This is a genomic window from Amycolatopsis sp. QT-25 (genome assembly GCF_029369745.1).
GTDB lineage: Bacteria > Actinomycetota > Actinomycetes > Mycobacteriales > Pseudonocardiaceae > Amycolatopsis.
Window position 1 is genome coordinate 1,775,959 of record NZ_CP120210.1, and the last position, 24,851, is coordinate 1,800,809.

The following is a 24,851-nucleotide window of genomic DNA, read 5'->3' on the forward strand; positions in this document are numbered from 1 at the left end:
CTGTGAAGCCGTACCCGTTCACCGCCGTTGTGGGGATGCCGGAGCTGCGCCTGGCGCTGGTGCTTTCCTCGATCTCACCCGCCGTCGGCGGGGTGCTGGTGCGCGGGGAGAAGGGCACGGCGAAGTCGACGATGGTGCGCGCGCTGGCCGGCCTGCTGCCCGGCGTCGACGTCGTGGACGCGTGCCGGTTCTCCTGTGACCCCGTCGAGCCCGACCCGGCCTGCCCCGACGGCCCGCATGCCGAAGGTTCGCCCGCCCACCGCCGTCCCGCGCGGCTGGTGGAACTGCCGGTCGGCGCGGCCGAAGACCGCGTGATCGGCTCGCTGAACCTGGAACGCGCGCTCGCGGACGGTGTCACCGATTTCCAGCCCGGTCTGCTCGCGGCCGCACATCGCGGGCTGCTGTACGTGGACGAGGTCAACCTCCTGCACGACCACCTGGTCGACACGCTGCTCGACGCCGCCGCCATGGGCCGCGCGACCGTCGAGCGCGAGGGCGTCTCGGTTTCGCACGCGGCCAGGTTCGTCCTCATCGGCACGATGAACCCCGAGGAAGGCGAACTGCGGCCGCAGCTGCTGGACCGCTTCGGCCTCACCGTCGAGGTCGCGTCCAGCCGGGATCCCGGACTGCGGGTCGAGGTCGTCCGGCGGCGGCTCGCCTACGAGGCGGATCCCGACGGTTTCGCCGGCCAGTACGCCGCCGCCGACACCGAACTCGCCGCGGACATCGAAGCGGCGCGACGACTTCTGCCGTCGGTCGAACTGCCGGACGACGCGCTGCGGCAGATCGCCGAGATCTGCGCGTCCTTCGAGGTCGACGGCATGCGCGCGGACATCGTCACCGCGCGGACCGCCGTCGCGCACGCCGCCTGGGCCGGCCGCACCGAGGTGACCACCGAGGACGTCCGGGTCGCGGCCCGGCTCGCGCTGCCGCATCGCCGCCGGCGGAATCCCTTCGACGCGCCCGGCATCTCCGAAGAACAGCTGGAGCAGGCGTTGCAGGACGCCGAGCCGGAAGGTCCGGGTCCCGAAGACGACGGTCCCGGTCCGGGAACCCCACCGGAGGGCGGCGAGACTTCCGGTCCGCCGCCGTCGGAAGGCGGGCAGGAGCCCTCGGGCGGTGGCCGGAGCGGCGGTGAGCAGAAGCCGGTCGGTGCCGGAGAAGCCTTTCGTGCCAGGCGGTTCGAGGTGAAGGGCACCGGTGAGGGCGCCGCCGGACGGCGGTCCAGGGCGATCACCGACAACGGGCGGACCGTCGGCGTCCAGCCCGCCGGGACCAAGGACGGGCATCCGCATCTGCTCGCGACCGTGCGCGCGGCCGCCCCGCACCAGCGGTCTCGCGGCCGCAGCGGCGCCGGACTGGTGGTGCGGCCCCGGGATCTGCGGTTCGCGCGGCGGGAAGGGCGCGAGGGCAACCTGGTGCTGTTCTGTGTCGACGCGTCCGGGTCGATGGGCGCCCGGCAGCGGATGCGCGAGGTCAAGACCGCCGTGCTGTCCCTGCTGCTCGACGCCTACCAGCGACGCGACAAGGTGGGACTGGTGACCTTCCGCGCCTCCGGTGCCGAACTCGCGCTCCCGCCGACGATCAGCGTCGACGCCGCGGCGTCCCGGCTGGCCGGTCTCGCGACCGGCGGCCGGACTCCATTGGCCGAAGGACTCCTCGAAGCGGTGCGGGTGCTGCGGATCGAAGCGGTCCGTGATCCGCTGCGGCGTCCGCTGCTCGTCGTCGTCACCGACGGCCGCGCGACCAGCGGAGCCGACGCCGTCCAGCGCGCGAAGCAGGCGGCCGGGCTGCTGGCCGGGAACGTGACCTCGGTCGTGATGGACTGCGAAAGCGGGAAGATGCGCCTCGGCCTCGCCGCGGAACTGGCGGAACACCTCGGCGCGGAACACGTCCCGGTCGCCGAGGTCGCCGCGGACACCCTCGCGGGCGCCGTCCGCACCCGTCTTTCCGGCAGGGCCGCGTAATGCCACAGGGTAAGCCGGAAACGGTGCCGAACGACGGGCTCACCACCCGTCAGCGCCGCAACCGCCCGCTGCTCGCCGTGCACACCGGCGAGATGAAGGGGAAGTCCACGGCCGCGTTCGGCATGGCGTTGCGCGCGTGGAACCAGGGCTGGTCGATCGGTGTGTTCCAGTTCGTCAAGTCGGCGAAATGGCGCGTCGGCGAGGAAGCCGCCTTCCGCGCGCTCGGCGGACTGCACGAGGACACCGGCCAGGGCGGCCCGGTCGAGTGGCACAAGATGGGCGAAGGCTGGAGCTGGGCCCGCAAATCCGGCTCCGACGAGGACCACGCGGCCAACGCTCGCGAGGGCTGGGCCGAGATCCAACGCCGTCTCGCCGCCGAGACCCACGACTTCTACGTGCTCGACGAGTTCAGCTACCTGCTCAAATGGGGCTGGCTCGAAGTGGACGACGTCGTCTCGACGCTGACGGCGCGCCCCGGTCACCAGCATGTCGTGATCACCGGCCGGTACGCGCCGCCGGAGCTGATCGAGGCCGCGGACCTGGTCACCGAGATGACGAAGGTGAAGCATCCGATGGACGCCGGGCAAAAAGGCCAGCGGGGCATCGAATGGTGAACCGCGTGGTCATCGCCGCGCCCGGTTCCGGGCACGGCAAGACCACGATCGCCGCGGGGCTGATGGCGGCGCTGCGGGCACGGGGGCTGAAGGTCTCCGGGCACAAGGTCGGCCCCGACTTCATCGACCCGAGCTACCACGCCCTCGCCACCGGACGGCCGCCGCGCAACCTCGACCCGTTCCTCCAGGGCGAGGACCGGCTGATCCCGTTGCTGCGGCACGGTTCCGCCGGTGCCGACATCGCGGTCATCGAAGGCGTGATGGGCCTGTTCGACGGGGCGCTCGGCACCGAGGGCTACGCGTCGACGGCGCATGTCGCGCGGGTGCTGGACGCACCGGTGGTGCTCGTCGTCGACGCCTCGGCCGCGTCACGCAGTGTCGCCGCGACCGTGCTCGGGTTCGCGCAGTACGACACGCGCGTCCGGCTCGCCGGCGTCATCCTCAACAAGCTGGGCTCGCAGCGGCACGCGGACGAGATCGTGACCGCACTGGAGGCGACCGGCGTCCCGCTGCTGGGAACGTTGTACCGCAACGAAGAGATCCACGCGCCGAGCCGTCATCTCGGCTTGGTCCCGGCGGCGGAACGGGCGAGCGAGTCGGCGCGGTTGCTGCCGGAGCTGGCCGCGTGGATCAGCGAAGGAGTGGATCTCGGGGCGATCGTGCAGGTCGCGCGATCGGCTTCCCGCCTTTCCGGGGAGCCTTGGCGCCCACCGCTTTCCCCGGACGGACGGCGCTCGGTCGTCGCCGCCGCGGCGGGCCCCGCGTTCACCTTCCGCTACACCGAGGCCGTCGAACTGCTCGCCGCCGCCGGCATCGACGTCGTCGAAGTGGATCCGTTGCGGGACAAGGAACTCCCCGAGGGCTGCGCGGGGCTGTACTTCGGCGGCGGCTTCCCCGAGGTGCACGCCGAAGAGCTGTCGGCGAACGTCCCGTTGCGGACGGCGGTGGCCAGGGCCGTCGGTGACGGAATGCCCGTCGTGGCGGAATGCGCGGGGTTGTTGTATCTCTGCCAGGACATCGACGGCCTGCCGATGACCGGCGTCCTCGACGCCTCGGCCACCATGACCAAACGCGGGAAACTCGGCTACCGCAAGGCTTTCGCGCCCGCGGACAGCGTGCTGGCCGTTGCCGGGCACCGCGTCACCGGTCACGAATTCCACCGGACGATCGTCGAACCCGGCAGCGGCCCGACCCCGGCCTGGGGCTGGGACCGCACGCCCGACGGGTTCGCGTCCGCGTCACTGCACGCGTCCTACCTGCACGTCCACTGGGCGGGCTACCCCGAACTCGCCGAACGGTTCGCCGCCGCGGTGCACGCCCATGGCTGACTACGACCTCCGGCACCACGGCGACCGCGAGGTCGGCGAAGGGCTCGTCGACCTCGCGGTCAACGTCCGGCTCCCGGTGCCGCCCGCGTGGCTGCGCGCCGAACTGGCGGCGGCCCTCGACGACCTGGCGGCTTATCCGGACGTGACCGCCGCCGCGGGGGCGGTGGCACGGCGACACGGTCTGCCGGAGGCCCGGGTGCTGGTGACCTCGGGCGCGGCCGAGGCCTTCACGTTGCTGGCCACGGCGCTGCGGCCCGCGCACGCCGTGGTCGTGCACCCGCAGTTCACCGAACCGGAAGCCGCTTTGCGCGCGGCCGGACACCGAGTGCGCCGCGTGCTGTTGTCACCCGGCGACGGTTTCCGGCTGGGCGGCGTCCCGGACGCAGCGGACCTGGTCTTCGTCGGGAACCCCACGAACCCGACTTCGGTGCTGCATCCGGCCGCGGACCTGCTCGCCTTGCGGCGCCCTGGCCGCCTGGTCGTCGTCGACGAGGCGTTCCTCGACGCCGTCCCCGGCGAGACCGAAAGCGTTGCCGGGCAACCCGGGTTCGCCGTCCTCCGCAGCCTGACGAAGACCTGGGGAATCGCCGGACTGCGCGCCGGATACGTCCTGGCGGACGCGTCCCTTGTGGACAGACTGCGCGCGGTTCAGCCGCCGTGGTCGGTGTCGTCACTCGCCGCCGTCGCCGTGGTGGCGTGCTGCCGCCCGGCGGCACTGGAGGAAGCCGAGAAGCTGGCGATGGCGGCGGAAGCGGATCGAGAGTACCTGGTCTCGGGCCTGACCGCGTCGGGCGTCGAGGTGCTGGGGGAACCGCGAGGGCCCTTCGTGCTCGTCCGGCTCCCCGGTGCCGATGGTGTCCGGGAACGTTTGCGGGAGAAGGGCTTCGCCGTCCGGCGGGGGGACACCTTCCCGGGGCTGGACTCGCGGTACCTGCGGATCGCGGTGCGGGACAGGGACACGGTGGACGCGTTCCTGGCGGCGCTCGCCGCTGTTCGTGAAAATTCCGAAGACCGCCTGCGGGATCGAGGCGGGTGAAGAGATCCCGGGCAGGCTGATGACGGCGAGCGCAAAAACCAGGCCGCCCTCTCGTGTTCGATCGATGTGGTTGGCTGCAGGCGAGCGTCGCATTGGTGACGGCGCTCCGTTGTTTGTGGCCTGGGCTGAGAGTTGGTAGTTTCAAATCGCTGACGTGGCGATAGAGAACTAGCGAGTGGATCTTGGTCTTGCGCAATTGCCGCGATACGCTCTGGCATTCCGTTCCGGGTGGCCCAGGGGTGAGATCCTCCTGGGCCACCCGGCTATTTTGGTCTCCTATTCTCGTCTTCTTCGTGTGAAGCCGAATATGGTACCGAGCACGACGGCGGCAACCAACACCGAAGTTACTGCTGTACCGTTGACGCTGAAATGCCCCGCTCTGATCGAGGGCAGAACAAAGCCCAGTACGACAAAGGCGAGCGCGACGATTACGGAAACGATAGTGAATCTTGTTTTCATAAAGCTCCAAGTACGGCTCCGCCGGCGCAAGCGCCAGCAGATTCGCCAAGTGATGTGCTTTGTCCGTTGATGTTGTTCGTCACCACGTTGGAAACGCTTTCCTTCACGCATCCGCCGACGCCTACGCCGACAATTCCGCCAACTACTGGAGAAAAGAACGACGATATGGTCACTCCCACGACGGCGCCTACCGCTGTGCCGAACAGGCCGCCGACCGCGTCGCCCGCAAAATCGGCCCAGCTGTACGCGCCGGTGGGGTCGCTGTTGTTGATGGGGTCGCCGGTGGCGTAGTTGTAGGGGTTGGGTTCTTGACCGGTGGGGTCGGGTTGGGTGAAGCGGCCCCAGGTGGGGTTGTAGTTGCGGTAGCCGGTGAGGTTGGTTCCGTTGCGGAGTTGGTAGGTGCCGATCCACCGGAAGTGGTTGGTGTCGGCTGCTGGGCCGGTGGCGGTGGCGGTGCCGTAGGGGCTGTATGTGTAGGTCGCGGCTAGTTGGCCGTTGCTGTCGATGAGACCGAGGACGCTGCCTTGGTAGTCGGTGATGAGGTTGTGGAGGGCTCCGGTGGCGGTTTTCTGGGTGATGGGGGTGCCGTCGGGGTCGCGCGTGTAGCTGGTGCGGGCTCCGTTGTCGATGACTTGGGTGGTGCCGAGCGCCGTTTCGCCGAAGATGTGCGTGGTGCTGCTGCCGTTGACGGTTTCGGTGATGGTGCGGCGTTGGGTTTGGTCGATGGTGTCGTAGTCGGCGGAGAGCACCTGTTGTCCGCCGGTGGTGGTACGGGTGAGCTGGTTGGTGGGGCTGTAAGTGTGGCTGGTGTTTCCCGCGGTGTTGCCGGTCAGGTTCCCGGCGCCGTCGAAGGCCAGTTTGTCGTTGCCTGCCGTGGTGGACTGGTTGGCGGTGTTGATGGTGAACGCGGTGCCGGCCAGATTGGTCATGTTGCTGGCAGTGTCATGGGCGAAGGTGTCATTGCCGGCCTTGATGAGCCGTCCGAGGCTGTCGTAGGTGTAGGCGGTGGTGTCGCCGTTGATGTTCTTGGTCTGCAGTTTTTCGCTGTCCCCGCCGCCGGATTTGGTGTAGTTGTAGGTGTGGCGCAGGAGTGGGATTCCGCCGGTTTTGTTGACCGTGATGCTGGTTTGACGGCCACTCTTGTCGTAGCCGGTGTACTGCACGGTGCCACCGGCGAGGTTGGCGCGGGTACGGCGGTCGGCGTCGTCATAGCCGAAGGTGGTGCTTTGCCCGAACGGATCGGCCAGCGTGGTGAGCCGGTCCGCGGCGTCATAGGTGTAGGTGGTGGTGCCGCCCGTGTCGGTCAGGGTGTTGAGGTTGCCGACCTTGTCGTAGGTGTAGCCGACAGTCTCCACCGAGGCGCCTTCGCTCCGTTTGACTTGGATCGGCTGGCTGGCCGCCGGGGTTTTCGCCCACTGGAATGCAGTAGTCACCGCACCGAATCGGCGCGTGATCAGGTTGCCTATTGCGTCGTAGGTGTTGGCCTGTGAGGCTTGCCCGTTGCGGCTGACTGCGACCACGCGGTCGAGTTTGTCATAGCTGAAGTCGAGGCGCACACCGTTGCCGTCGGTGACGCTGGTGACCCGTGACAGCGAATCGTAGCCGTAGCGGGTGGGCTGGATCGGGCCGGACGGGTCCATCGAGGTCAGGTTGCCCGCGGCGTCGTAGCCGAAGGTGGTGAGCTGCCCGTTGCCGTCCGCGCTGGAGGCCACGGTGCCCTGGGGATGGTTGTAGGTGAAGACCTGCAAGTCGGCGTTCAAACCGGTGGAACGCACCTTGGTGAGGTTGCCCGCGCTGTCGTAGTCCCGGGTGACTTCGTTGTTCTGCGGGTCTTTGACCGAGGTGGGCAGGTGCGGCTGCCCGGACTTGGTGTAGCCGATGGCGTTCTTTGCGCCGGTCGGTAGTTCGGTGCCGATCAGATTGTTGAGGCTGTCGTAGCTGCGGGTGGTGTTGTTGGTGAGCCCGTCCGTGGTCACCTGGACATCGCTGTTGGCGGTCCAAGTTCTCTTCTGGGAGTGGCCGAGCGCGTCGACGGCCTCGGTCTGGCGGCCTTGGTCGTCGAACTTGTAAGTGACCTTGTTGGTGTTGGCGTCGGTTTCGGTGGTCTGCTTGTCGCCGTAGGCGAACAGTGTGGTCAGCGGGCCCGCCTGCCCGGGGACCCGTACTTCGGTGACCCGGTCGGACGAATCGTAGAACAGTTGGGTCTTGCCCTTGTTCGGGTCGGTGAGCGCGCTGAGGTTGTTCGCGGCGTCGTACTGCAGCGTGGTCTGATTGCCCGCACGGTCGGCATAACTGGTCAGCTTGCCCGTCGAGTCGTAGACGTAGCTCGCAGCGGTGGTGCCGGTGTGGTCGGTGATGGCGGTCAGGTGCTGAGCACCGTCATAGGCGAAGGTGGTGACCCGTCCTTGGGAATCGGTGATCGATGCGAGGGTGCCGTCGCCGTGGTAGCGAGGCGTGGTGCTGTTGCCGTTGCGGTCGGCCTGGGACAGTAACCAGCCCTGTGCGTTGAACGACCATTTCTCGTTGGAACCGTTGAAGGTCAGCGTGTACGTGCCACCGTCGAGCTTCGCGAATTCTGCTCCGACTCCGGGAGCCGGTTTGTAGCCGCCGGAGGCGTTCTTGGTGAACGTCGCGCAGTATGCGCTGTCGCCGTGCAGTACCACGTTGTCGCCCTCGAACGTCAGGCCGACATCTCGACCGGTGTTCAGCGACCATCCGGTACCCAGCGCTCCACCGTCGGCGAGTTTGCTGTTGTAGACATGGTTGAGCGACAGGTGTTGACCGGTGCCCTTCACCGTCAGGTCGCTGGCGTTGATCACGACGTTGCCGTTTGCGGTATTCACCAGGAGTTCGGAACGGTCCGAGACCGGGAAACGCTCCAGTGGATACTGGTTCATGACCCCGGTGGCCACTCCCGGGGAACAGGTCACCGCGTCGGCTCGCATTGCATCGGGTGCCGCCTGGCCGCGGCTGCCGGGACCCTGCCACGGGAGTGCCGGGGGCGCAGCCCCGACCGGAACCCGGTTCACCTGCGTGGGCGGCACCCATGCCGACGCGGGAATCGACACCCCCGCATCGAGCGGTCCAGACGGCGCTTCGGCGGCCTGGACCACCGCGGCCGGACTTGTCACCACCAATGCGGAAATTGCGAAAAGAGATGTCCCGTGCAACATTGACCTGCGGGAAAATTTGCTTCTCATGATAAGAACAGTCTCCCCATATTGCTTATTTCAGAAGCACTCACTGCCTGATAGGCACGTAAGAAGTGATCAAGCGTGCGTCCACCGCTGATGCGGTACGCGGTTGTAATCCCATAGTTGCACGGTGGTACCTCTGCCGTGGTCGTAGATGTCCCACACCTGATTCGGGTGTGTGGCGCTCTCGAACACCAGCGTCGAATCGACCGGGTAGACGTTGAACCGTTGAGTGGCTGCACCGGTGCACGGCTGCTCTTCCAGTGAACCACCACGACCGTTACGGCTGTCGACACACCACGTGTCCGCGCTGCGAACCTCCCAGTTGTACGATTTTTCATACCATACGAAATACCATTGCTGGTTCGCTTGACCGTTGCAAGTCCAAGCCTGCACCCAAGGACCTTCGCCGCTGCCATAGACATCGAGGCATTTGTTCGAGTCGAACGCGGATCGGATCGTGAAAGTGTTGCCCTCGACTGTGCGACCGAAGAACGCGCTTAACTCCACCGGAGTCGCTCGAGTCGCCTCATTCAGCGATGATTCTCCGGGAGCGGTCACCGCGCTCGCCGTCGGCATAGAGCAAGTCGCAGCGGTCACGGCGATCGCCGTGACCGCGATTATGTGGGAGAACATCACTGACCTCTCCCTTGGTGCACAGTTCACTCCGCGCAGCACAAAGCCGCGCCCAGATCTGCTACTCACCAATTCGACCTTTCCCCATAGCGTCCACCCACGACAAAAGTCACTCGACCCCCTGGACGTGGTCCAGACGCTACCGCGTTCTTCGCGCTCAGCCGGCGGACCGCCGAAAGATCACTCGATAAGTCCAACGCGTGACTGTCGCTAAAAGTGAAGCACGCTAGGCCATTCAGTCGTAATCGATCTTCCTGATGGGCTCGCAGAGTGCGGAAACGACTGCGGTGCAGTCTATGGAGATCTGAAAGCGTGGCATCGTGCTGCAACTGGTTCGAGAACAGGAAAAGGGACTCGCGACCCACTTAGAGCGTGTCTTACGTGGCGACCGGTGGCTGATGCGCCATGATCTTGGTCGTGGTTGATCGGTTGTCTTTGCGTCTTGTGCCGGATGAGCTGTGGGAACTGGTGAAGCCGTTGATCCCCGCGTTCACACCGCGTCCGCAGGGTGGTGGGACCGCGCCGTTGGATCCGCGGCAGGTGTTCACGGCGATCGTGTACGTGCTGACCAGCGGATGTGCTTGGCGGGATCTGCCGCCGTCGTTCGGCGTGCCCTTCCAGACCGCGCACCGCCGGTTCGCGCAATGGACAGAGGCCGGGCTATGGCGCGAGCTCCATCGTGTACTGCTTGACGAACTGGGCAGCCGGGGCTTGCTCGACTGGAGTCGTGCGATCGTGGACGGCGCCTCCGTCCGCGCGAAAAAGGGGGATCTCTGACCGGCCCCAGCCCGGTCGACCGAGGTAAACCCGGCTCGAAAATCCACGTCCTGTCCGACCGTGCCGGCCTGCCGCTCACGATCGCGATCTCCGCCGCGAACACCCACGACTCGCTCGCGCTCAAACCCCTGGTGATGGCGATCCCCGCGGTCAAGTCCCACCGAGGCCCGCGACGCCGCAAGCCCGCCAAGCTGCACGCCGACAAGGCCTACGACCAGCCCGCGCTCCGACACTGGGTCCGCGACCGCGGCATCACAGTCCGCATCGCCCGCAAAGGCATCGAATCCGCGGACAAACTCGGCAAACACCGCTGGGTGATCGAGCGAACCATGGCCTGGCTCACCGGATACCGCCGCCTCACCCTGCGCTACGAACGCAAAGCCGAACACTTCCTCGCCTTCCTTACCCTCGGAGCCGCCCTCACCTGCCACAAGAAACTCCGAAAGCTCACCACGTAAGACACGCTCTTAACCCGGCCGCATCCTGAGGCGGCCGTCGCGGTTGTCGATGCGAGGTGTGCGTGCCGTAGGGGAACGGCTTGCCGTTGTTGCGGACTGGACGACCGTGTCGTCCAGTGTGGACTGTCTGCTCCCGTTGAGTATCGAGAGGTGGCGCAAAGGTGGCATTAAAGTCGGTGTGTGGAAATGGAGGACTTCTGACGTCCCTATTCCTGCATCCGGGCTTGAAACTGTGCGGATTCAGGGATAATCGACGAGAAGCTGAAGCGATCAGAACGACAAAACCGGCAGGACCTCCGCGACGGCGACTTCGGCGCAGCCGCCGAGCACCTCCCCGGTGACCCCGCCCAACCGCTGAACGCACCGCGCCGGCAACGCCGACGCCGACGCCGACGCCGACGCCGACGCCGACGCCGACGCCGCCCAGCGTCACCGCGGTCAGGCACCACCCTTCTTGAGCACCTCGATCACCGAGGTGTAACTGCTCTTGCCGAACCCCGCGGCGGCGGCTTTCTCCAGTAGTTCCTTGTTCCGTACCGGGATCTCGGCGTCCACGCCCTGCTCGTGGCTGGTTCCGATGATGTGCTTCAGCGTCGTGATGTTCATTTCCAGAGAACCGGCCTCACCGGGATACACGCCGCTGTCGATGGCGGGCGCCTCCGCCTTGATGATGCCGCCGATCACCACCGGCAGGAACCAGTTCACGGCGAGCTTCGTGAACTCGGTCGCCGCGACTCCCGCGCTGCCGACCAGCGCGGCGGCGTGCAGGAAACCGTTCATCGACGAATACATCATGCTCAGCAAGGCGGTGTTGTACAGCACCGCGAGGCCCGGTTCCTCGCCCAAGTGCGTCGGGTCGCCCATGACGGCCAGTGTGGCCTTGTGTGCCTCGAAGACCTCGGCGGAACCGCTGTACAGGAAGACCGCGCCCGGGCGGCCGACCAGGGCCGGGGGAACCATGATGGCGCCGTCGAGGTAGGCGGCCCCGCGTTCCTCCGTCCAACGGACGGCCTGGCCCGCCTCTTTCGGCGTCCCGGAATTCAGGTTCACCAGAACGCGGCCGCGCAAGGCTTCGCCGGCTGGTTCGAGAGCGGAGTACAGGGCGTCGTAATCGGCGAGACAGACCACGAGCAGGTGGCTCGCGGACACGGCGTCCACGACGTCGTCCGCCTGCCGTGCCCCTTTCGCCACCAAAGGGGCGGCCTTGCCGGGAGAACGGTTCCACACGGTCACGTCGTGGCCGTGGTCGAGCAGGACGGCGGCGAGTGTGGCGCCCATCGGGCCGAGGCCGAGGACGGTCACGGCGAGATTCTGATCGGTCATGGGGCAAGGCTAAAGTCTCTCATCGGTGTGAGAGTCAACTCCTGATCGTGTAAACGTTGTTCTCATGCGGATCGGGGAGCTGGTACGGCGGACGGGTGTGCGGGAGCGGTTGCTCCGCTATTACGAGGAACAAGGGCTGCTGCATCCGGTGCGCAGGCCGAGCGGATACCGCGAATACTCCGAGCAGGATGTCGGGCGGGTGCGCAACATCCGCACGCTGCTCGCCGCGGGCCTGGGCACCGCGACCATCGCCGGGGTGCTGCCGTGCATGGTCGATCTGGGGAACGGGCTGGCGCCCGCGTGCGCCGATCTGCTGCCCGAGCTGTACCGGGAGCGGGAGCGGATCAGCGCGGCGATCGACGAGATGACGGCGACGCGGGAGGTGCTGGACGGCATCATCGCCGCGACGGTGCCGCACGCCGACGAGGTCGCCGAAGCCTTGGCGCGGCAGGGAGCGGTGTGAGGGTGCCCGCACCCCGGAGAACGCGGACCGCGGACCCGGCCGAAGTGGTTGGATGAGCCGGTGAACTTCGCGATCGGCGTCTTCGATCTTTTCGCCTACACCATCCCCGGCGCGCTGTACGTCGCGTTCGTCGGGTACCTCGGGGCGAAACTGCACATCCTGACCGCGGCGAGCATCGGTGGCGTGCCCACGGTGGCGCTGGTCGTCGTGATCGTGGTGCTGAGTTTCCTGCTGGGCTACCTGGCTTATCCGCTCGGCGAGGCGCTGGAGCGGATCGTGCCGAGGAGACGGAGCAGGAACGCCGCCGAGGAGTTCCTTCGCCGGATGCCCGCGGCCGAGGATCGCGCGTTCCTGAAGGAGAACACGCATCTTCTGCTGTGCGCGCTGCAACTGCACGACAAGGAGGTCGCGGCCGACGTCACGCGGCTGCGCGCGTCCGGGCTCATGGTGCGCAACTGCGCGCCGCCGTTGCTGTTCGGCGCGGTCGCCGCGATCGTCGAGATCTTTGCCGGGAAGCATCCGTTCCTCGCGGCCGGGTTCGCGGCGCTGCTGCTGTTCGCGTCGCTCACCTTGGTTTCGCAGGGCCGGAAGCTCGGCCTCTGGGCCGGGATGAAGACCCTCGAGTTGTGCTTCTGGTTGCCGGAAATCGACGAGAAACTGGCGGCTCCTCAGCAGGACGAAGCCAGCAAGACCCCAGCGACGGCGACTTCGACGCAGCCGCCGAGCACGTCCCCGGTGACCCCGCCCAGCCGCTGAACGCACCGCGCCAGCAACGCCGAGGCCGCCAGATACCCCAGCGTCACCGCGATCAGCCCTTGCCGCCACGGAAGTACCAGCGCGCCCACGCCCGCGAGGACGGCGAACACGACCGCGGCCGTCCACACCGGCACCGAACCGGCGACGGTCGCGCCCAGCCCTTCCGGCCGGGCCGACGGGACGCCGCGTGCGCAGCACAGCGACAGCACCCCGCGTCCGGCGACGACCGCGAGCACGACCGCCGCGATGCCGTGTCCGGCCGAGATCGCCCCGGTCAGCGCGCCGACCTGCACCAGCAACGTCAGCACCAGGGTCGCGATCCCGGTCGGCCCGGAGTCCCCGCGCCGCATGACCTCCAGGGCGCGTGCTCGGTCGTACGAGGCACCGAGTCCGTCGGCCGTGTCGGCGAGCCCGTCCAGATGGAGCCCTCGGCTGCCCAGCGCCACCGCGCCCAACGCGAGCGCCGCCGACGCGAAAGCGGGCAGGCCGACGAGTTCACCCGAGAAGACGATCACCGCGGCGACGGCGGCCAGCGGCAGGACGGCCAGCGGGCCGAGCACCATCGCACCGCCCGCCACCCGCCGGTCGATCAGGCCCGGGGCCGGCACCCGGACGGTGGTCAGGGTGCCGACGGACATCTTCAGCGCGTCGGCGATCAAGCCAGCTCCGCCAGCAGGCCCATGTCCGCGAGGATCGCCCGCGCCGCCCTCAGCGTCGGCACCGCCTGGACGGCCCCGCTGCCCTCGCCGAGCCGCAGCCCCAGGTCGAGGATCGGTTCCAGGCCGAGCGCCTTCACCGCGAACGCCTGCGACGGCTCGGTCGACCGGTGCCCGGCCAGCCACCACTGTTCGGCACCGGGCGCGATCTCGCGGGCGACGAGCGCCGCGGCGCCGGAGAACACGCCGTCGAGCAGCACCGGAACCCCGCGAACCGCGGCCTGCGCCAGGAAGCCCGCCGTCGCGGCGAGACAGGCGCTGCCGAGTGACGTCAGCACCGCGAAGGGGTCTCTCAGCGCGCCGGCCCTGGCCAACGCGGCCTCGACGACGGCGACCTTCCGCGCCCGCCCGTCCTCGTCGATCCCCGTCCCCGTGCCGACGACCTCGTCCGCGGCCAGGCCGAGCACCGAAGCGACCACGGCCGCGCAGATCGTGGTGTTGCCGATCCCCATGTCACCGGGGATGAGCAGATCCGCGCCGCCGTCGATCTCCTCGTCCGCGATCGCCGTCCCGTGCTCGAAGGCCGTGCGCGCCTCGCCCTCGGCGAGCGCGTCCTCCACGTCGATCGAACCGGAGCCGCGCCGGACCTTGTGCGCGGTGACCTCGGCGGGCACGTCCGCGCCGTCCCAGTCCACCGCGATGTCCAGCACCCGCACCTTCGCTCCGGACAGCTTGGCCAGCACGCCGACCCCGCTCTTGCCTGCCAGGAACACGCGGACCATCGCCGCGGTGACCTCACGCGGATACGCCGACATCCCGGAGACCCCGTGGTCCCCGGCGAACACCACCACCCGGACGTCGTCGAGCGGCCGCGGCGGGACGACGCCGTGCGCCGCGCTGAGCCAGGCGGCCAGGTCTTCGAGCCGCCCGAGCGAACCCAGCGGCTTGACCAGACCGTCGAGTCTGACGCGCGCCGCGGCTTCGGCGGCGGCGTCCGGGGTGGCGATACGCATGGCAGCTCCTCAGTGTCTGGTGAACCCGCGTCCGCGATCGACGTCGGCAGGGCGCGCTGGCTGGTCATCCAGGTCACGGATGCGGACAGGGCGCCCTGCCACCGCGATAGCGGGACCTTCGGCCGGGGCGGGTTCACGCGGGTGGTTACTTCCGGTCAAACCCCAGCTCCGCCCGCTGCCCTCCTAGGGCAGGTCCAGCATCCGTCCGGCGACGACCAGCACGGTCCGGTCGGACACGGCGGACACCCGGTTGTTCACCGCGCCCAGCACATCACGGAACACGCGTCCGGACACCGTCGCGGGCACCACACCACTGCCGACCTCGTTGCTGACCGCGATCACCGGCACGTCGGCCTGCGCCCACGCCACCAGGAAGTCCTCCAGCCGGTCGTCGAGCCGCCGTTCCCACCCGTCGCGCTGCTCCCAGGCGCCGACCTCGTCGAGCACCCGGCTGATCCAGGTGCCGAGACAGTCGATGAGCAGCGGATGCGTCGCCGTCCGCAGCACCGTGGCCAGGTCGGTGGTCTCGACCGTCTTCCAGGTGGCCGGCCGCCGTGCCCGGTGCGCGGCCACGCGAGCGGCCCATTCGGGATCGGCGGCGTTCGGCGGCAGGCCGGGCGCGACGTAGGTCAGGTGCGGGTGGCGGGACGCGAGCCGCTCGGCGTGGTGTGACTTCCCAGAGCGGACGCCGCCCAGTATCAGCACCTTGCCGTCGTCGCGCGAATAGCGGCGAAGTGCCCGCGCGAGTGTCTCCAGGACCCCCGCGAGGCGATGCGTCAGCTTGGTCATACCCCGCATTCTCGTGCACGCGCTACGGTTCGCCACGTGCCACTCCGACAAGCCGCCACCGCAGCCGGACTCGTGACCGGTTACGTCGCCGACGCCGTGTTCGGAGATCCGCGCAGAAGGCATCCGGTCGCCGGCTTCGGGCGCGCCGCGCAAGCCCTCGAACAGCGGGTTTACGCCGATTCGAAGGTGCGGGGCGCGGCGTACACCGCGCTCTGCGCGGGCGGCGTCACCGGATTGGGGGCTGCGGCCCAATTCTTGACCCGCGAACGTCCGCTCGCCCGGTTCGCGCTCACGGCGGCGTCCACGTGGGTGGTCCTCGGCGGACGCGGGCTCGCGGCCGAGGGCACGCACATGGCCGGATTGCTCGACGACGGCGATCTGCCCGGAGCGCGGCAGCGGCTTTCGCATCTCTGCGCCCGCGACGCCACCGGCCTCGACACCGGCCAACTCGCCCGAGCGACCACCGAGTCCATCGCCGAGAACACCTCGGACGCCGTCGTCGCGCCGCTGCTGTGGGGCGCGGTCGCCGGGATCCCCGGTCTGCTGGGCTATCGCGCGCTCAACACCCTCGACGCGATGGTCGGCTATCGCTCGCCGAGGTACACGAACTTCGGCTGGGCGTCGGCGCGGACGGACGACCTGGTCAACCTGGTCCCGTCCCGGCTCGGCGCGGCACTCACGGTGGTGTCGGCGCCGCTGGCGGGCGGCTTCGCCAGATCCGCGTTCCGGATCTGGCGCCGCGACGGGAAACACCATCCGAGCCCCAACGCGGGCCAGGTCGAAGCCGCTTTCGCCGGCGCGCTCGGAATCAGGCTGGGCGGGACGAACAGCTACGGCGGCCGCGCCGAACGCCGGGGCGTCCTCGGCGACGGCCGCGATCCGGAACCGGTGGACGTGCGGCGCGCGGTCCGGCTGTCGCGGGTGGTCGGGCTGGCCGCGCTCGCCGTCGCGGTGGCGGTCACGCGATGAACGGCCTGCTCGTCGCGGGGACGACGTCGGACGCGGGCAAGAGCCTGGTCACCGCCGCGTTGTGCCGCTGGCTCGCGCGCCGGGGCGTGCGGGTCGCGCCCTTCAAGGCGCAGAACATGTCGAACAACTCGATGGTGTGCGCGGACGGCGCCGAGATCGGCCGCGCGCAATGGGTGCAGGCGCGGGCGGCCGGCGTCGAACCCGAAGCCGCGATGAACCCGGTGCTGCTGAAACCCGGCAGTGATCGCCGCAGCCACGTCGTCGCGCTCGGGAAACCGTTCGGCACGCTGGAAGCGGGGGAGTACGCGACCGGCCGGGCCGGTCTCGCCGAGATCGCCTTCGACACCTTCGCCGCACTGCGAAAGCGCTTCGACGCCGTGCTGTGCGAAGGCGCGGGCAGCCCGGCCGAGATCAACCTGCGCGAGGGCGACTACGTCAACATGGGGCTGGCACGGCGCTTCGGCCTGCCCGTGATCGTCGTCGGCGACATCGACCGCGGCGGCGTCATGGCCGCGATGTTCGGCACCCTCGCCCTGCTGTCCGCCGAAGACCAGGCGCTGGTCTCGGGCTGGCTGGTCAACAAGTTCCGCGGTGACGTGGACCTGTTGCGGCCGGGATTGGAAACACTGCAGAAGCTCACCGGCCGCGAGGTCTTCGGCGTGCTTCCCTGGCTCGACCAGGTGTGGATCGACTCGGAGGACGCGCTGGCCGCCGCGGGCTGGGGTGCTTCGGGCGGGGCCCTGCGGATCGCCGTCGTGCGATTTCCGCGGGCCTCCAACGCGACCGACGTCGACGCGCTCGCCGCCGAGCCCGGGGTTTCGGTCACGTTGACGGCGGATCCGGACACGGTCCGGTCCGCCGACGTGGTGATCCTGCCGGGTTCCCGCGCGACCGTGGCCGACCTGGCGTGGCTGCGTGCGCGCGGCCTGGCGGACGCGGTCCGCTCCCGGGCCGAGGCGGGACGGCCGGTACTGGGGATCTGCGGTGGCTACCAGATGCTGGCCGCCGAGATCGAGGACGACGTCGAGTCCGGCGCCGGCACGGTCCCCGGCCTGGGCCTGCTGCCGACGCGTGTCTCGTTCGGTGCCGACAAGGTGCTGGCCCGGCCCTCGGGGCAGTGGCGCGGCCGACCTGTGGAGGCGTACGAAATCCATCACGGCACGGTGACCGCCACCGGCCCCGCCGAGTCCTTTTTGGACGGATACCGGCGGGGCGCGGTATGGGGCACGATGTGGCACGGCGCCTTCGAGAACGACGACTTCCGCCGCGCCTGGCTGGGCGAGGTGGCGGATTGGTCACCCGCCGCCGGGGCACCCGGGTTCGGCGCGCTGCGGGAGAGCATGCTGGACCGGCTCGCCGACGCCGTCGAGGAGCACGTCGACACCGCCCGGCTCCTGCGTGTCCTCGAACACGGTGCCGACGGCGGCCTGCCTTTCGTGCCACCCGGCGTCCTCTGACGCAATTCGTCATCTGGATGCGGTCCTTGCGCACGCAACTACCGCGTCCAGATGACGAATTGCTAGCCGGCGTGCGCCTTCCCGGACAGTGCCGTCCCGGACAACGCCTTCCCGGACAACGCCTTCCCGGACAGCGCCTTCTCGGCCAAGGCGCCGAAGGTCAGGCCCAGCGCGGTCCAGAGCACCACCTGCGTGCCCGCCGAGGCCAGCCGGAAGGTCCACAGCGTGGAACCCGGGAACCCGTCGGGGACTTCGTCGATCGACGGCAACAGCGCCGCCGCCACCGCGATCAGCACGACGTACCCGCCCGCGGCGAGCAGGCCGCCGCGCCAGGCGCCGAGCTTGTCGGCCAGCTTCCGGCCGAACGCCGCGGCGAGGATGCCGATCAGCAGCGAAAGCGCGACGAAGCCGAAGTACAGCGAAGTCCGGCTCCCGATCGTGCCCGCCTGCCCGACGGCCGGGGGATTCCCCGGATACTTGAGGAACGGCACCAGGAACACGACCACGAAGGCGCCGCCCGCGAGAAGTGCCGCGGTCACTCGCGGCCGGAGGGTGCCGAGCCGTCCGTGGACGAACGCGAAAGCGAGCGAGAACAGCCCGCCGACAGCGACGCCGTACAGGCCGACGCCGGTCAGCAGCCCCACGGTGCTCTGCACACCACGGGTGACGAGCTCTTCCTCCTCCGCCCCGGCCTCGGCGGGAGCGTGTTCGTGCGCACCCGGAGCACTGTGCGAATGCGCGGCGGTGCCTTCGAGACCGATGGCGGTATCGACCGAGGGCTCACCGAAGAAGTAAGCGAAAAGGGTCGCCAGGACACCGGCGACCAGGCCCGCGAGCATGCCGCGGACCAGCAAGGTCCTCATCATGGGGCGCGTGCCGCCTAGTGGCAGGGGAAGGCCAGCAGATGCCGGCCGTCGTGGACGAACTCGTGGACGTACGAGTTCGCGAACACCGACACCGCACCTTGCTCGGCGCTGACGAAGTACAGCGTGATGAGCGAAAGAAGGATGACCAGCACCGCCCAGGGCAGGATCTCGCGGACGGGGATCCGGACGGGGACGGGTACTGCGGCTACCGCTTCGGACATGGCGGTGGGACCTCCTCGGGCTAGCGCGGCCTCTTCAGGGGTTATACGACGGCTCCGGGTCTGGCTTCCCCGATGGGTCGGAGTCACAGTGGCGCGACCGCGCGGATTCTCACCGCGTTCCGGGTGCCGTCGTCTGGCCGGTCGAGCGTAGGTCGCCACGAAGCGTCAGGTCAATGTGACCGAACCCGATCGGCGCAGGCTCGTTACGGCGGGCATCCACCGATCGGTCGATGGCGGCTCCACCGTCGTCCGTCCCAGCGGTGGCCACGCGGTCGATTCGGCGGACCCCCGCCACGCGGCAAGGTCTCCGTATGGCAATCATCGAGGTGGAAAACCTCGTCAAGCGCTACGGCGACCACACCGCGGTGGACGGGGTCGGGTTCACCGTCGAGCAGGGCGAGATCTTCGGCATACTCGGCCCCAACGGGGCGGGCAAGACGACGACCGTCGAGTGCGTCGAGGGGCTGCGGGTCCCGGACGGCGGCACCATCCGGGTCTGCGGGATCGACCCGCGACGCGAGACGGGTGAGCTGCGGCAGCTGCTCGGCGCGCAACTGCAGGAAAGCGAGTTGCCGGACAAGCTCGAGGTCGGCGAGGCGATGGAGCTGTACGGCTCCTTCTACCGTGATCCGGCCGACTGGCGGGAACTGCTCGCCATGCTCGGCCTGACCGACAAGATCGGCACCCGGTTCCGCCGGTTGTCCGGTGGGCAGAAGCAACGGCTGTCGATCGCGCTCGCACTGGTCGGCAACCCCAGGGTGGCGGTGCTCGACGAGCTCACCACCGGCCTGGACCCGCAGGCCCGCCGCGACGCGTGGGACCTGATCGAGCGCGTCCGTGAGCGCGGCGTCACGATCCTGCTGGTCACGCATTTCATGGCGGAAGCGGAACGACTGTGCGACCGGCTGGCGGTGATCGACTCCGGCCGGGTCGTCGCCCTCGACACCCCGGCCGGCCTGGTCTCCAGCGTCGACGACCGGCAACGCGTCCGGTTCCGCCCTTCCGCCCCGCTGGACCACTCCGTGCTGACCGCGCTGCCCGAGGTCACGTCGGTCGACCGCGCGGGCGACCAGCTCGTCGTGACCGGCACCGGGAACCTGCTGCTCGCCGTCACCACCGTGCTCGCCCGCAACCAGGTCACCGCGGCCGGCCTGCGGGTCGAGCAGGCGTCGCTCGACGACGCGTTCGTCGCGCTCACCGGCCGCACCGTCGACTCCTGAGGAGAACCCACCATGTCCGCCCTCGCCCGGCTCACCGTCGCCGAGACCAAACTCTTCTTCCGTGAGCCGATGCTCGTGTTCTTCGTGCTCGCGTTCCCGCCGCTCCTGCTCGTCGTCCTCGGCGCGTTCCCCGCCCTGCGGGAACCCAGCGCGGACCTCGGCGGCGCCAGGGCGATCACCCTGTACCTGCCGATCATCGTCGCGATGGGCCTCGCCATGTTCGCGCTCAACAGTGTGTCCCAGCTGCTCGCCACCTACCGGGAGAAGGGTGTGCTGCGGCGGATGCGGACCACCCCGGTCGAACCGCGCGTCCTGCTCGGCGCACAGCTGCTGATGTCCACGGTCATGTCCGTGGCGACGATGCTGGCGGTGCTGGCCATCGGCAGGGTGCTGTACGACGTGGGCCTGCCCCGGCAGCCGTTCGCCTACCTGGTCGCGTACCTGGTGACAGCGCTCGCGATGTTCGCGATCGGCCTGCTCGTCGCCTCCGTCGCGCCGACCGGCAAGAGCGCGGGCGCGATCGGGACCCTGCTGTTCTTCCCGATCCTGTTCTTCGCCGGTCTCTGGGTGCCTCGCGCCGCGATGAACGACGTCCTGCGGAAGATCAGCGACTTCACCCCGCTGGGCGCCGGCGTGCAATCATTGCAGGACGCCGCCGCCGGTCACTGGCCGCAACCACTGCAGATGGCGGTGTTGCTGGGGTGGACGATCGTGGCGGGCGGGCTGGCCGCCCGGTATTTCCGCTGGGAGTGAGTCGTGAGCATCGAAGCGGAGCTGCGCGCGGAGTTCGACCGCTGGGAACGGGTCGAGACGGCGGTCTTCAAGGTCCTGCCGTACGTCCTGCTGACACTCGGCGTCCTCATCTCGGTGCTGCTGCCGATCTGGCGGGTGCCGGTGCGGCTGCCGGCGGTGCTCGCGCTTTCGGCCGGGATCCTGGCCTGGTCGTTCTGGTTCCACACGCTTCATCCGCAATGGCACCGGAACGGCCCGCTGATGGGCCTGTACTACACGGGGCTGATGGTGCTGACGGCCTCCGTGGTCGCCATAGCGCCGTGGTACGGCCTGTTCGCCTTCATCGGCTACCCCCAGGCGTTCCAGTACCTGAAAGGCCGTTGGCGGTACGCGGGGGTGACGGCCACGTCCGTGATCTCGGCGGTGGCGTACCTGGGCGGGTTGACGGGCATCCAGGAAGAGGACATGTGGGTGGCGTGGGCGGCGCTCAGCGTCATCATCACCGTGCTCGCCGGGGCCTTCTCCCATATCGCCGAGCAGTCCGATCAACGCAACCTCAAGCAGAAGCAGGCGCTCGTCGAGTTGCACGAAGCGAACGCCAGACTGGAGGCGGCACTGGAGGAGAACGCCGGCTTGCACGCCCAGTTGCTGGTCCAGGCACGCGAGGCCGGGGTGCTCGACGAGCGGCAGCGGATCGCCAGGGACATCCACGACACCCTGGCGCAAGGGCTGGCCGGCATCCTCACCCAGCTCCAGGCGGCCGAGCAGACCTTGGGCGAGCACCCGGCGTCGCACCGGCACGTGACGAACGCGATGAACCTCGCGAGGGAGAGCTTGACCGAGGCACGCCGGACGGTGCACGCGGTGCAGCCGGAGCCGCTCGCCGAGGGCAGACTCCAGGACGCGATCGGCGACGTGGCCAGGCGCTGGTCGGAGGTGCACCACATCGACGCGGTGCTGACCACCACCGGCGATCCGCGGCCGATGCACGCCGATGTCGAGGTGACGCTGCTCCGGGCCGCACAGGAAGCACTGGCGAACGTGGCCAAGCACGCGAAGGCCGGCCGAGTCGGCCTGACCCTGTCGTACATGGAGGATCTGGTGACGCTCGACGTACGTGACGACGGGGTGGGTTTCGAGCCCACCGCCAAGCGCGCCAACGGTTCCGCCGACGGCGGGTTCGGGCTGGCCGGTATGCGGCAGCGCGTGCGGCGCCTCGCCGGACGGCTCGACATCGAGTCGGAGCCGGGCGGGGGTACCGCGATCTCGGCTTCCGTGCCGGCGCTCCCGGCCGGAGCCGAGCGATGATCTCGCTGCTGATCGTCGACGACCACCCGGTGGTACGGGACGGGCTGCGGGGCATGTTCAGCGCCGACCCGCGCTTCGAGGTCCTCGGCGAGGCGGGGGACGGCGCGGAGGCCATCACCGCCGGGGTGAAGCTCCGGCCCGACGTGATCCTCATGGACTTGCGGATGCCCCGGACCGACGGCGTCACGGCCATCGAGGAGCTGGCGAAACGCGGGGTGGCTTCGCGGATCCTCGTGCTCACCACGTACGACACGGACAGCGACGTGCTGCCCGCCATCCAGGCCGGTGCCACCGGCTACCTGCTGAAGGACGCGCCGAGGGAGGAGCTGTTCCGCGCGGTGGAGGCGGCCGCCCAAGGGAAAGCGATGCTTTCTCCCGCCGTCGCGACCCGGCTCATGGGACAGATGCGGCAGCCGACCTCAGGCCCGCTCTCCCACCGTGAACGGGAAGTCCTGGAACTGATCGCCCGGGGCTCGACGAACCGCGAGGCGGCGAAGAAGCTCTTCATCAGCGAAGCGACGGTGAAGACGCATCTGCTGCACGTGTACGCGAAACTCGGTGTCAACGACCGTGCCGCGGCCGTGGCCACCGCGTTCTCCCAGGGCTACCTGACACCGCGCGGCTGAGGAGAGGGCCTTGGCGGAATCCCTGCCGTCCCCGGCGGGGCGCATGCCAAAATCCAGCTATGACACCTGCGGTGGCGGCACTCGATGTCGGCGGAACGTCCATCAAGGCGGCCCTGTACGACGCGGACCTGAAGGATCTCGCCAGCCTGCGCGAGCCGACGGCGCGCGGAGCGGACGGCGAGGCGCTCGCGGACCAGGTCGCGCGGATCGTGGAAACGCTGGGCAAGCAGGCGGGCACCGGCACGCCCGACGCCGTCGGCGTGGTCATCCCCGGCATCGTCGACGACGTCGAGCGGGTGGCGCGGTTCTCGGCGAACCTCGACTTCCGGAACGTGCCGTTCGGGGAGCTGCTCGACAGCAGACTGGGGTTGCCGTTCGCGTTCGGGCACGACGTCCGCGCCGGCGGGCTGGCGGAGTTCCGGGTCGGCGCGGGCAAGGGCTGCACCGACGCCGCCTTCATCCCGGTCGGCACCGGGATCGCGGCCGCGCTCCAGCTCGACGGGAAGCTGTATGCCGCGGGCGGGCAAGGCGGCGAGATCGGGCACATCGACGTCGGCCACGAGTTGCCGTGCGGATGCGGGGCGACGGGATGCCTCGAGGCGATCTCCTCCGCGTCGGCCATCGCCCGCCGCTACCGCGAGCACACCGGGCGGCCCGCCGAAGGCGCCGAGCAGGTGGTCGACGCCGCCCGGCACGGCGACGAAGCCGCGATCTCCGTGCTCGACGACGCGCTCGAGGGGCTGGGCCACGGCATCAAGACCCTGGTCACCTTGCTCGCGCCCGAAGTCGTCGTCCTCGGCGGCGGCCTGTTCACCGCGGGCGACTACGTCCTCGAGCCGGTGCGGGCGTGGCTCGCGGCGAACCTCCAGTTCCAGCGGATGCCCGAACTGCGGATCGCGCGACTCGGCGACGAGGCGGGCAGGCTCGGCGCGGCGCTGCTGGCGCTGGACCGGCTCGGTGTCCGAGGGTGAGTCCGCGTCCGCCATCGACGTCGGCAGGACGCTGCCTGGCCGGCCTCGCCAACCGGCTCAAGCCTTGACCACCCGCACCCCTTCCTCCTCGAAGGCGTGCACTCGCGCGGGGTCCGCGCGGCCGTCGGTGACGAGAACGTCGACATCGGCGGTCGCGCAGATCTTCGCGAAGGCGTGACCGCCGAGTTTCCCGCTGTCGGCGAGCACGACGACCTGACGGGCGCGGGCCGCCATCAGCCGGTTCGTGCTCGCGTCGCCTTCGTGGTGCGCCTGCGCGCCGTGCACCGGGTCGAAAGCGTCCACCCCGAGGAACACCAGATCGAGCGATATCTGGTCGAGGAACAGCTGCGACAGCGGCCCGGACAGATCGAACGACTGCTGTCGCGCGACGCCGCCGGTCACCACGATCTTGATATTGGGCCGCACGGCGAGTTCGTGGGCGATGTTGAGCGCGTTCGTCACCACGGTGAGCGACGGCCCGCCGGTCGTCTCGCCCATGTCCGGCCGGGTCGCGAGCGCGCGGCCCACTTCGGTGCTCGTGGTGCCGCCGTTGAGCCCGACCACCATGCCGGGGTCGACCATCTTGGCCGCGGCGGCGGAGATCCGCTGCTGCTCCGGCGCGTTGCGGGCCGCCTTGTGCCGTAACGGAAGGTCGTAGGCCACGTTGCTCGCGACGGCGCCGCCGCGGGTGCGGACCACGAGATTCCGGCCCGCCAGGTGGTCGAGGTCCCGGCGGATCGTCGCGGGGGAGACACCGAGTTCGCCCGCCGAAACCTCGACGTCGACTTTTTCCCGCTCGCCCACCATGTCCAATAAAGCCGTCAGCCGTTCATGGCGATTCATCTCCAGCTCCCTCCCCGAAGCGCGATGTCGCTTACCGCACCGGACAAAGTACTACGCGTCGTGATACGGGCGGAGGGAAGCAGCAGGTTCGGGACATCGGGAAGAAAAAAGGCGCCGGCCACCCCCAGTGTGACCGGCGCCCGATTCCCGCCCGTTCCGGTGCCGCCGG

General features: G+C 69.2%; 23 protein-coding genes. 14 read left to right on the plus strand and 9 right to left on the minus strand.

Annotation, left to right across the window (positions count from 1 at the left end; translation table 11 throughout):
• The first annotated feature begins 2 nt into the window (after positions 1 to 2).
• The 4 genes from P3102_RS08215 to cobC are packed head-to-tail and all read left to right on the plus strand — an operon-like array spanning position 3 to position 4,945.
• Positions 3 to 1,967, plus strand: a complete 1,965-nt coding sequence (locus tag P3102_RS08215) for a putative cobaltochelatase (protein ID WP_276367857.1) — start codon at positions 3 to 5, stop codon at positions 1,965 to 1,967.
• Positions 1,967 to 2,581, plus strand: a complete 615-nt coding sequence (gene cobO / locus P3102_RS08220; protein WP_276367860.1) for a cob(I)yrinic acid a,c-diamide adenosyltransferase — start codon at positions 1,967 to 1,969, stop codon at positions 2,579 to 2,581. The genes P3102_RS08215 and cobO overlap by 1 nt, the downstream gene beginning before the upstream one ends.
• Positions 2,575 to 3,909 (plus strand): cobyrinate a,c-diamide synthase, encoded by a 1,335-nt coding sequence (locus P3102_RS08225; protein WP_276367862.1) that lies wholly within the window; start codon positions 2,575 to 2,577, stop codon positions 3,907 to 3,909. The genes cobO and P3102_RS08225 overlap by 7 nt, the downstream gene beginning before the upstream one ends.
• On the plus strand, positions 3,902 to 4,945 hold the full coding sequence (cobC, locus tag P3102_RS08230) for an Rv2231c family pyridoxal phosphate-dependent protein CobC (protein WP_276367864.1): 1,044 nt from the start codon (positions 3,902 to 3,904) through the stop codon (positions 4,943 to 4,945). The genes P3102_RS08225 and cobC overlap by 8 nt, the downstream gene beginning before the upstream one ends.
• Before the next feature lie 455 nt (positions 4,946 to 5,400).
• On the opposite strand, the gene P3102_RS08235 is transcribed toward cobC, so the two are convergent.
• Positions 5,401 to 8,604, minus strand: a complete 3,204-nt coding sequence (locus P3102_RS08235) for an RHS repeat-associated core domain-containing protein (protein WP_276367865.1) — start codon at positions 8,602 to 8,604, stop codon at positions 5,401 to 5,403.
• A gap of 69 nt (positions 8,605 to 8,673) precedes the next feature.
• A complete protein-coding gene (locus P3102_RS08240) occupies positions 8,674 to 9,234 on the minus strand; it encodes an RICIN domain-containing protein (protein ID WP_276371047.1) in 561 nt (186 codons plus the stop codon).
• A gap of 417 nt (positions 9,235 to 9,651) precedes the next feature.
• Here P3102_RS08240 and P3102_RS08245 point away from each other — a divergent pair.
• Positions 9,652 to 10,469 (plus strand): IS5 family transposase gene (locus P3102_RS08245; RefSeq protein ID WP_276363339.1). Its coding sequence is split into 2 segments (ribosomal slippage): positions 9,652 to 9,994 and positions 9,994 to 10,469, totalling 819 coding nucleotides; the frame shifts between segments, so codons are not numbered across the junction.
• Positions 10,470 to 10,907: 438 nt separating this feature from the next.
• On the opposite strand, the gene P3102_RS08255 is transcribed toward P3102_RS08245, so the two are convergent.
• Complete coding sequence (locus tag P3102_RS08255; protein WP_276367867.1) at positions 10,908 to 11,792, minus strand: NAD(P)-binding domain-containing protein; 885 nt, start codon at positions 11,790 to 11,792, stop codon at positions 10,908 to 10,910.
• Between the two features lie 64 nt (positions 11,793 to 11,856).
• Between P3102_RS08255 and P3102_RS08260 the strand changes: the two genes are divergently transcribed.
• A complete protein-coding gene (locus P3102_RS08260; RefSeq protein ID WP_276367868.1) occupies positions 11,857 to 12,255 on the plus strand; it encodes a MerR family transcriptional regulator in 399 nt (132 codons plus the stop codon).
• A gap of 60 nt (positions 12,256 to 12,315) precedes the next feature.
• Entirely contained in the window at positions 12,316 to 13,011 is a 696-nt protein-coding gene (locus P3102_RS08265) for a hypothetical protein (protein WP_276367870.1), read from the plus strand.
• On the opposite strand, the gene P3102_RS08270 is transcribed toward P3102_RS08265, so the two are convergent.
• The 3 genes from P3102_RS08270 to P3102_RS08280 all read right to left on the minus strand — a co-directional run bounded on the left by P3102_RS08270 (position 12,924) and on the right by P3102_RS08280 (position 15,469).
• On the minus strand, positions 12,924 to 13,670 hold the full coding sequence (locus tag P3102_RS08270; protein ID WP_276367871.1) for an adenosylcobinamide-GDP ribazoletransferase: 747 nt from the start codon (positions 13,668 to 13,670) through the stop codon (positions 12,924 to 12,926). The genes P3102_RS08265 and P3102_RS08270 overlap by 88 nt on opposite strands.
• The gene (gene cobT / locus P3102_RS08275; protein WP_276367873.1) at positions 13,667 to 14,680 is read right to left on the minus strand and encodes a nicotinate-nucleotide--dimethylbenzimidazole phosphoribosyltransferase; all 1,014 of its coding nucleotides are present in this window, start codon (positions 14,678 to 14,680) and stop codon (positions 13,667 to 13,669) included. Before cobT ends, P3102_RS08270 begins: the two co-directional genes overlap by 4 nt.
• A gap of 183 nt (positions 14,681 to 14,863) precedes the next feature.
• Complete coding sequence (locus P3102_RS08280) at positions 14,864 to 15,469, minus strand: bifunctional adenosylcobinamide kinase/adenosylcobinamide-phosphate guanylyltransferase (RefSeq protein WP_276367874.1); 606 nt, start codon at positions 15,467 to 15,469, stop codon at positions 14,864 to 14,866.
• A 36-nt stretch (positions 15,470 to 15,505) separates the two neighbouring features.
• Here P3102_RS08280 and P3102_RS08285 point away from each other — a divergent pair, with 36 nt between their 5' ends.
• Both P3102_RS08285 and P3102_RS08290 read left to right on the plus strand, forming a co-directional pair.
• On the plus strand, positions 15,506 to 16,438 hold the full coding sequence (locus P3102_RS08285; protein ID WP_276367877.1) for a cobalamin biosynthesis protein: 933 nt from the start codon (positions 15,506 to 15,508) through the stop codon (positions 16,436 to 16,438).
• Positions 16,435 to 17,895 (plus strand): cobyric acid synthase, encoded by a 1,461-nt coding sequence (locus tag P3102_RS08290; protein ID WP_276367879.1) that lies wholly within the window; start codon positions 16,435 to 16,437, stop codon positions 17,893 to 17,895. The genes P3102_RS08285 and P3102_RS08290 overlap by 4 nt, the downstream gene beginning before the upstream one ends.
• Before the next feature lie 62 nt (positions 17,896 to 17,957).
• On the opposite strand, the gene P3102_RS08295 is transcribed toward P3102_RS08290, so the two are convergent.
• Together P3102_RS08295 and P3102_RS08300 are read right to left on the minus strand one after the other, a co-directional pair.
• Entirely contained in the window at positions 17,958 to 18,761 is an 804-nt protein-coding gene (locus P3102_RS08295; RefSeq protein WP_276367881.1) for a CbtA family protein, read from the minus strand.
• Between the two features lie 14 nt (positions 18,762 to 18,775).
• A complete protein-coding gene (locus tag P3102_RS08300; protein ID WP_034312940.1) occupies positions 18,776 to 18,982 on the minus strand; it encodes a CbtB-domain containing protein in 207 nt (68 codons plus the stop codon).
• Positions 18,983 to 19,293: 311 nt separating this feature from the next.
• Here P3102_RS08300 and P3102_RS08305 point away from each other — a divergent pair, with 311 nt between their 5' ends.
• The 5 genes from P3102_RS08305 (at position 19,294) to P3102_RS08325 (ending at position 23,839) form a co-directional block, all read left to right on the plus strand.
• Positions 19,294 to 20,202 (plus strand): ABC transporter ATP-binding protein, encoded by a 909-nt coding sequence (locus P3102_RS08305; protein WP_276367886.1) that lies wholly within the window; start codon positions 19,294 to 19,296, stop codon positions 20,200 to 20,202.
• A 12-nt stretch (positions 20,203 to 20,214) separates the two neighbouring features.
• Positions 20,215 to 20,955, plus strand: coding sequence for an ABC transporter permease (locus tag P3102_RS08310; RefSeq protein WP_276367887.1), 741 nt, complete (start codon positions 20,215 to 20,217; stop codon positions 20,953 to 20,955).
• Between the two features lie 3 nt (positions 20,956 to 20,958).
• The gene (locus tag P3102_RS08315) at positions 20,959 to 22,242 is read left to right on the plus strand and encodes a sensor histidine kinase (protein WP_276367889.1); all 1,284 of its coding nucleotides are present in this window, start codon (positions 20,959 to 20,961) and stop codon (positions 22,240 to 22,242) included.
• Positions 22,239 to 22,868, plus strand: a complete 630-nt coding sequence (locus P3102_RS08320; protein WP_276367891.1) for a response regulator transcription factor — start codon at positions 22,239 to 22,241, stop codon at positions 22,866 to 22,868. Before P3102_RS08315 ends, P3102_RS08320 begins: the two co-directional genes overlap by 4 nt.
• 71 nt (positions 22,869 to 22,939) lie before the next feature.
• Positions 22,940 to 23,839: an ROK family protein gene (locus P3102_RS08325; protein ID WP_276371049.1), complete on the plus strand. Its 900-nt coding sequence runs from the start codon at positions 22,940 to 22,942 to the stop codon at positions 23,837 to 23,839.
• A 57-nt stretch (positions 23,840 to 23,896) separates the two neighbouring features.
• Here P3102_RS08325 and P3102_RS08330 read toward each other — a convergent pair whose 3' ends face one another.
• Positions 23,897 to 24,682, minus strand: a complete 786-nt coding sequence (locus P3102_RS08330; protein WP_276367892.1) for a DeoR/GlpR family DNA-binding transcription regulator — start codon at positions 24,680 to 24,682, stop codon at positions 23,897 to 23,899.
• Positions 24,683 to 24,851 lie beyond the last annotated feature (169 nt).

Coding starts and splice junctions, on each gene's coding strand:
- P3102_RS08330 (WP_276367892.1), bottom strand. CDS start 24,682: ATGAATCGCCATGAACGGCTGACGGCTTTATTGGACATGGTGGGCGAG.
- P3102_RS08300 (WP_034312940.1), bottom strand. CDS start 18,982: ATGTCCGAAGCGGTAGCCGCAGTACCCGTCCCCGTCCGGATCCCCGTC.
- P3102_RS08310 (WP_276367887.1), top strand. CDS start 20,215: ATGTCCGCCCTCGCCCGGCTCACCGTCGCCGAGACCAAACTCTTCTTC.
- cobT (WP_276367873.1), bottom strand. CDS start 14,680: ATGCGTATCGCCACCCCGGACGCCGCCGCCGAAGCCGCGGCGCGCGTC.
- P3102_RS08295 (WP_276367881.1), bottom strand. CDS start 18,761: ATGATGAGGACCTTGCTGGTCCGCGGCATGCTCGCGGGCCTGGTCGCC.
- cobO (WP_276367860.1), top strand. CDS start 1,967: ATGCCACAGGGTAAGCCGGAAACGGTGCCGAACGACGGGCTCACCACC.
- P3102_RS08225 (WP_276367862.1), top strand. CDS start 2,575: ATGGTGAACCGCGTGGTCATCGCCGCGCCCGGTTCCGGGCACGGCAAG.
- P3102_RS08260 (WP_276367868.1), top strand. CDS start 11,857: ATGCGGATCGGGGAGCTGGTACGGCGGACGGGTGTGCGGGAGCGGTTG.
- P3102_RS08290 (WP_276367879.1), top strand. CDS start 16,435: ATGAACGGCCTGCTCGTCGCGGGGACGACGTCGGACGCGGGCAAGAGC.
- cobC (WP_276367864.1), top strand. CDS start 3,902: ATGGCTGACTACGACCTCCGGCACCACGGCGACCGCGAGGTCGGCGAA.
- P3102_RS08280 (WP_276367874.1), bottom strand. CDS start 15,469: ATGACCAAGCTGACGCATCGCCTCGCGGGGGTCCTGGAGACACTCGCG.
- P3102_RS08240 (WP_276371047.1), bottom strand. CDS start 9,234: ATGTTCTCCCACATAATCGCGGTCACGGCGATCGCCGTGACCGCTGCG.
- P3102_RS08235 (WP_276367865.1), bottom strand. CDS start 8,604: ATGAGAAGCAAATTTTCCCGCAGGTCAATGTTGCACGGGACATCTCTT.
- P3102_RS08320 (WP_276367891.1), top strand. CDS start 22,239: ATGATCTCGCTGCTGATCGTCGACGACCACCCGGTGGTACGGGACGGG.
- P3102_RS08305 (WP_276367886.1), top strand. CDS start 19,294: ATGGCAATCATCGAGGTGGAAAACCTCGTCAAGCGCTACGGCGACCAC.
- P3102_RS08255 (WP_276367867.1), bottom strand. CDS start 11,792: ATGACCGATCAGAATCTCGCCGTGACCGTCCTCGGCCTCGGCCCGATG.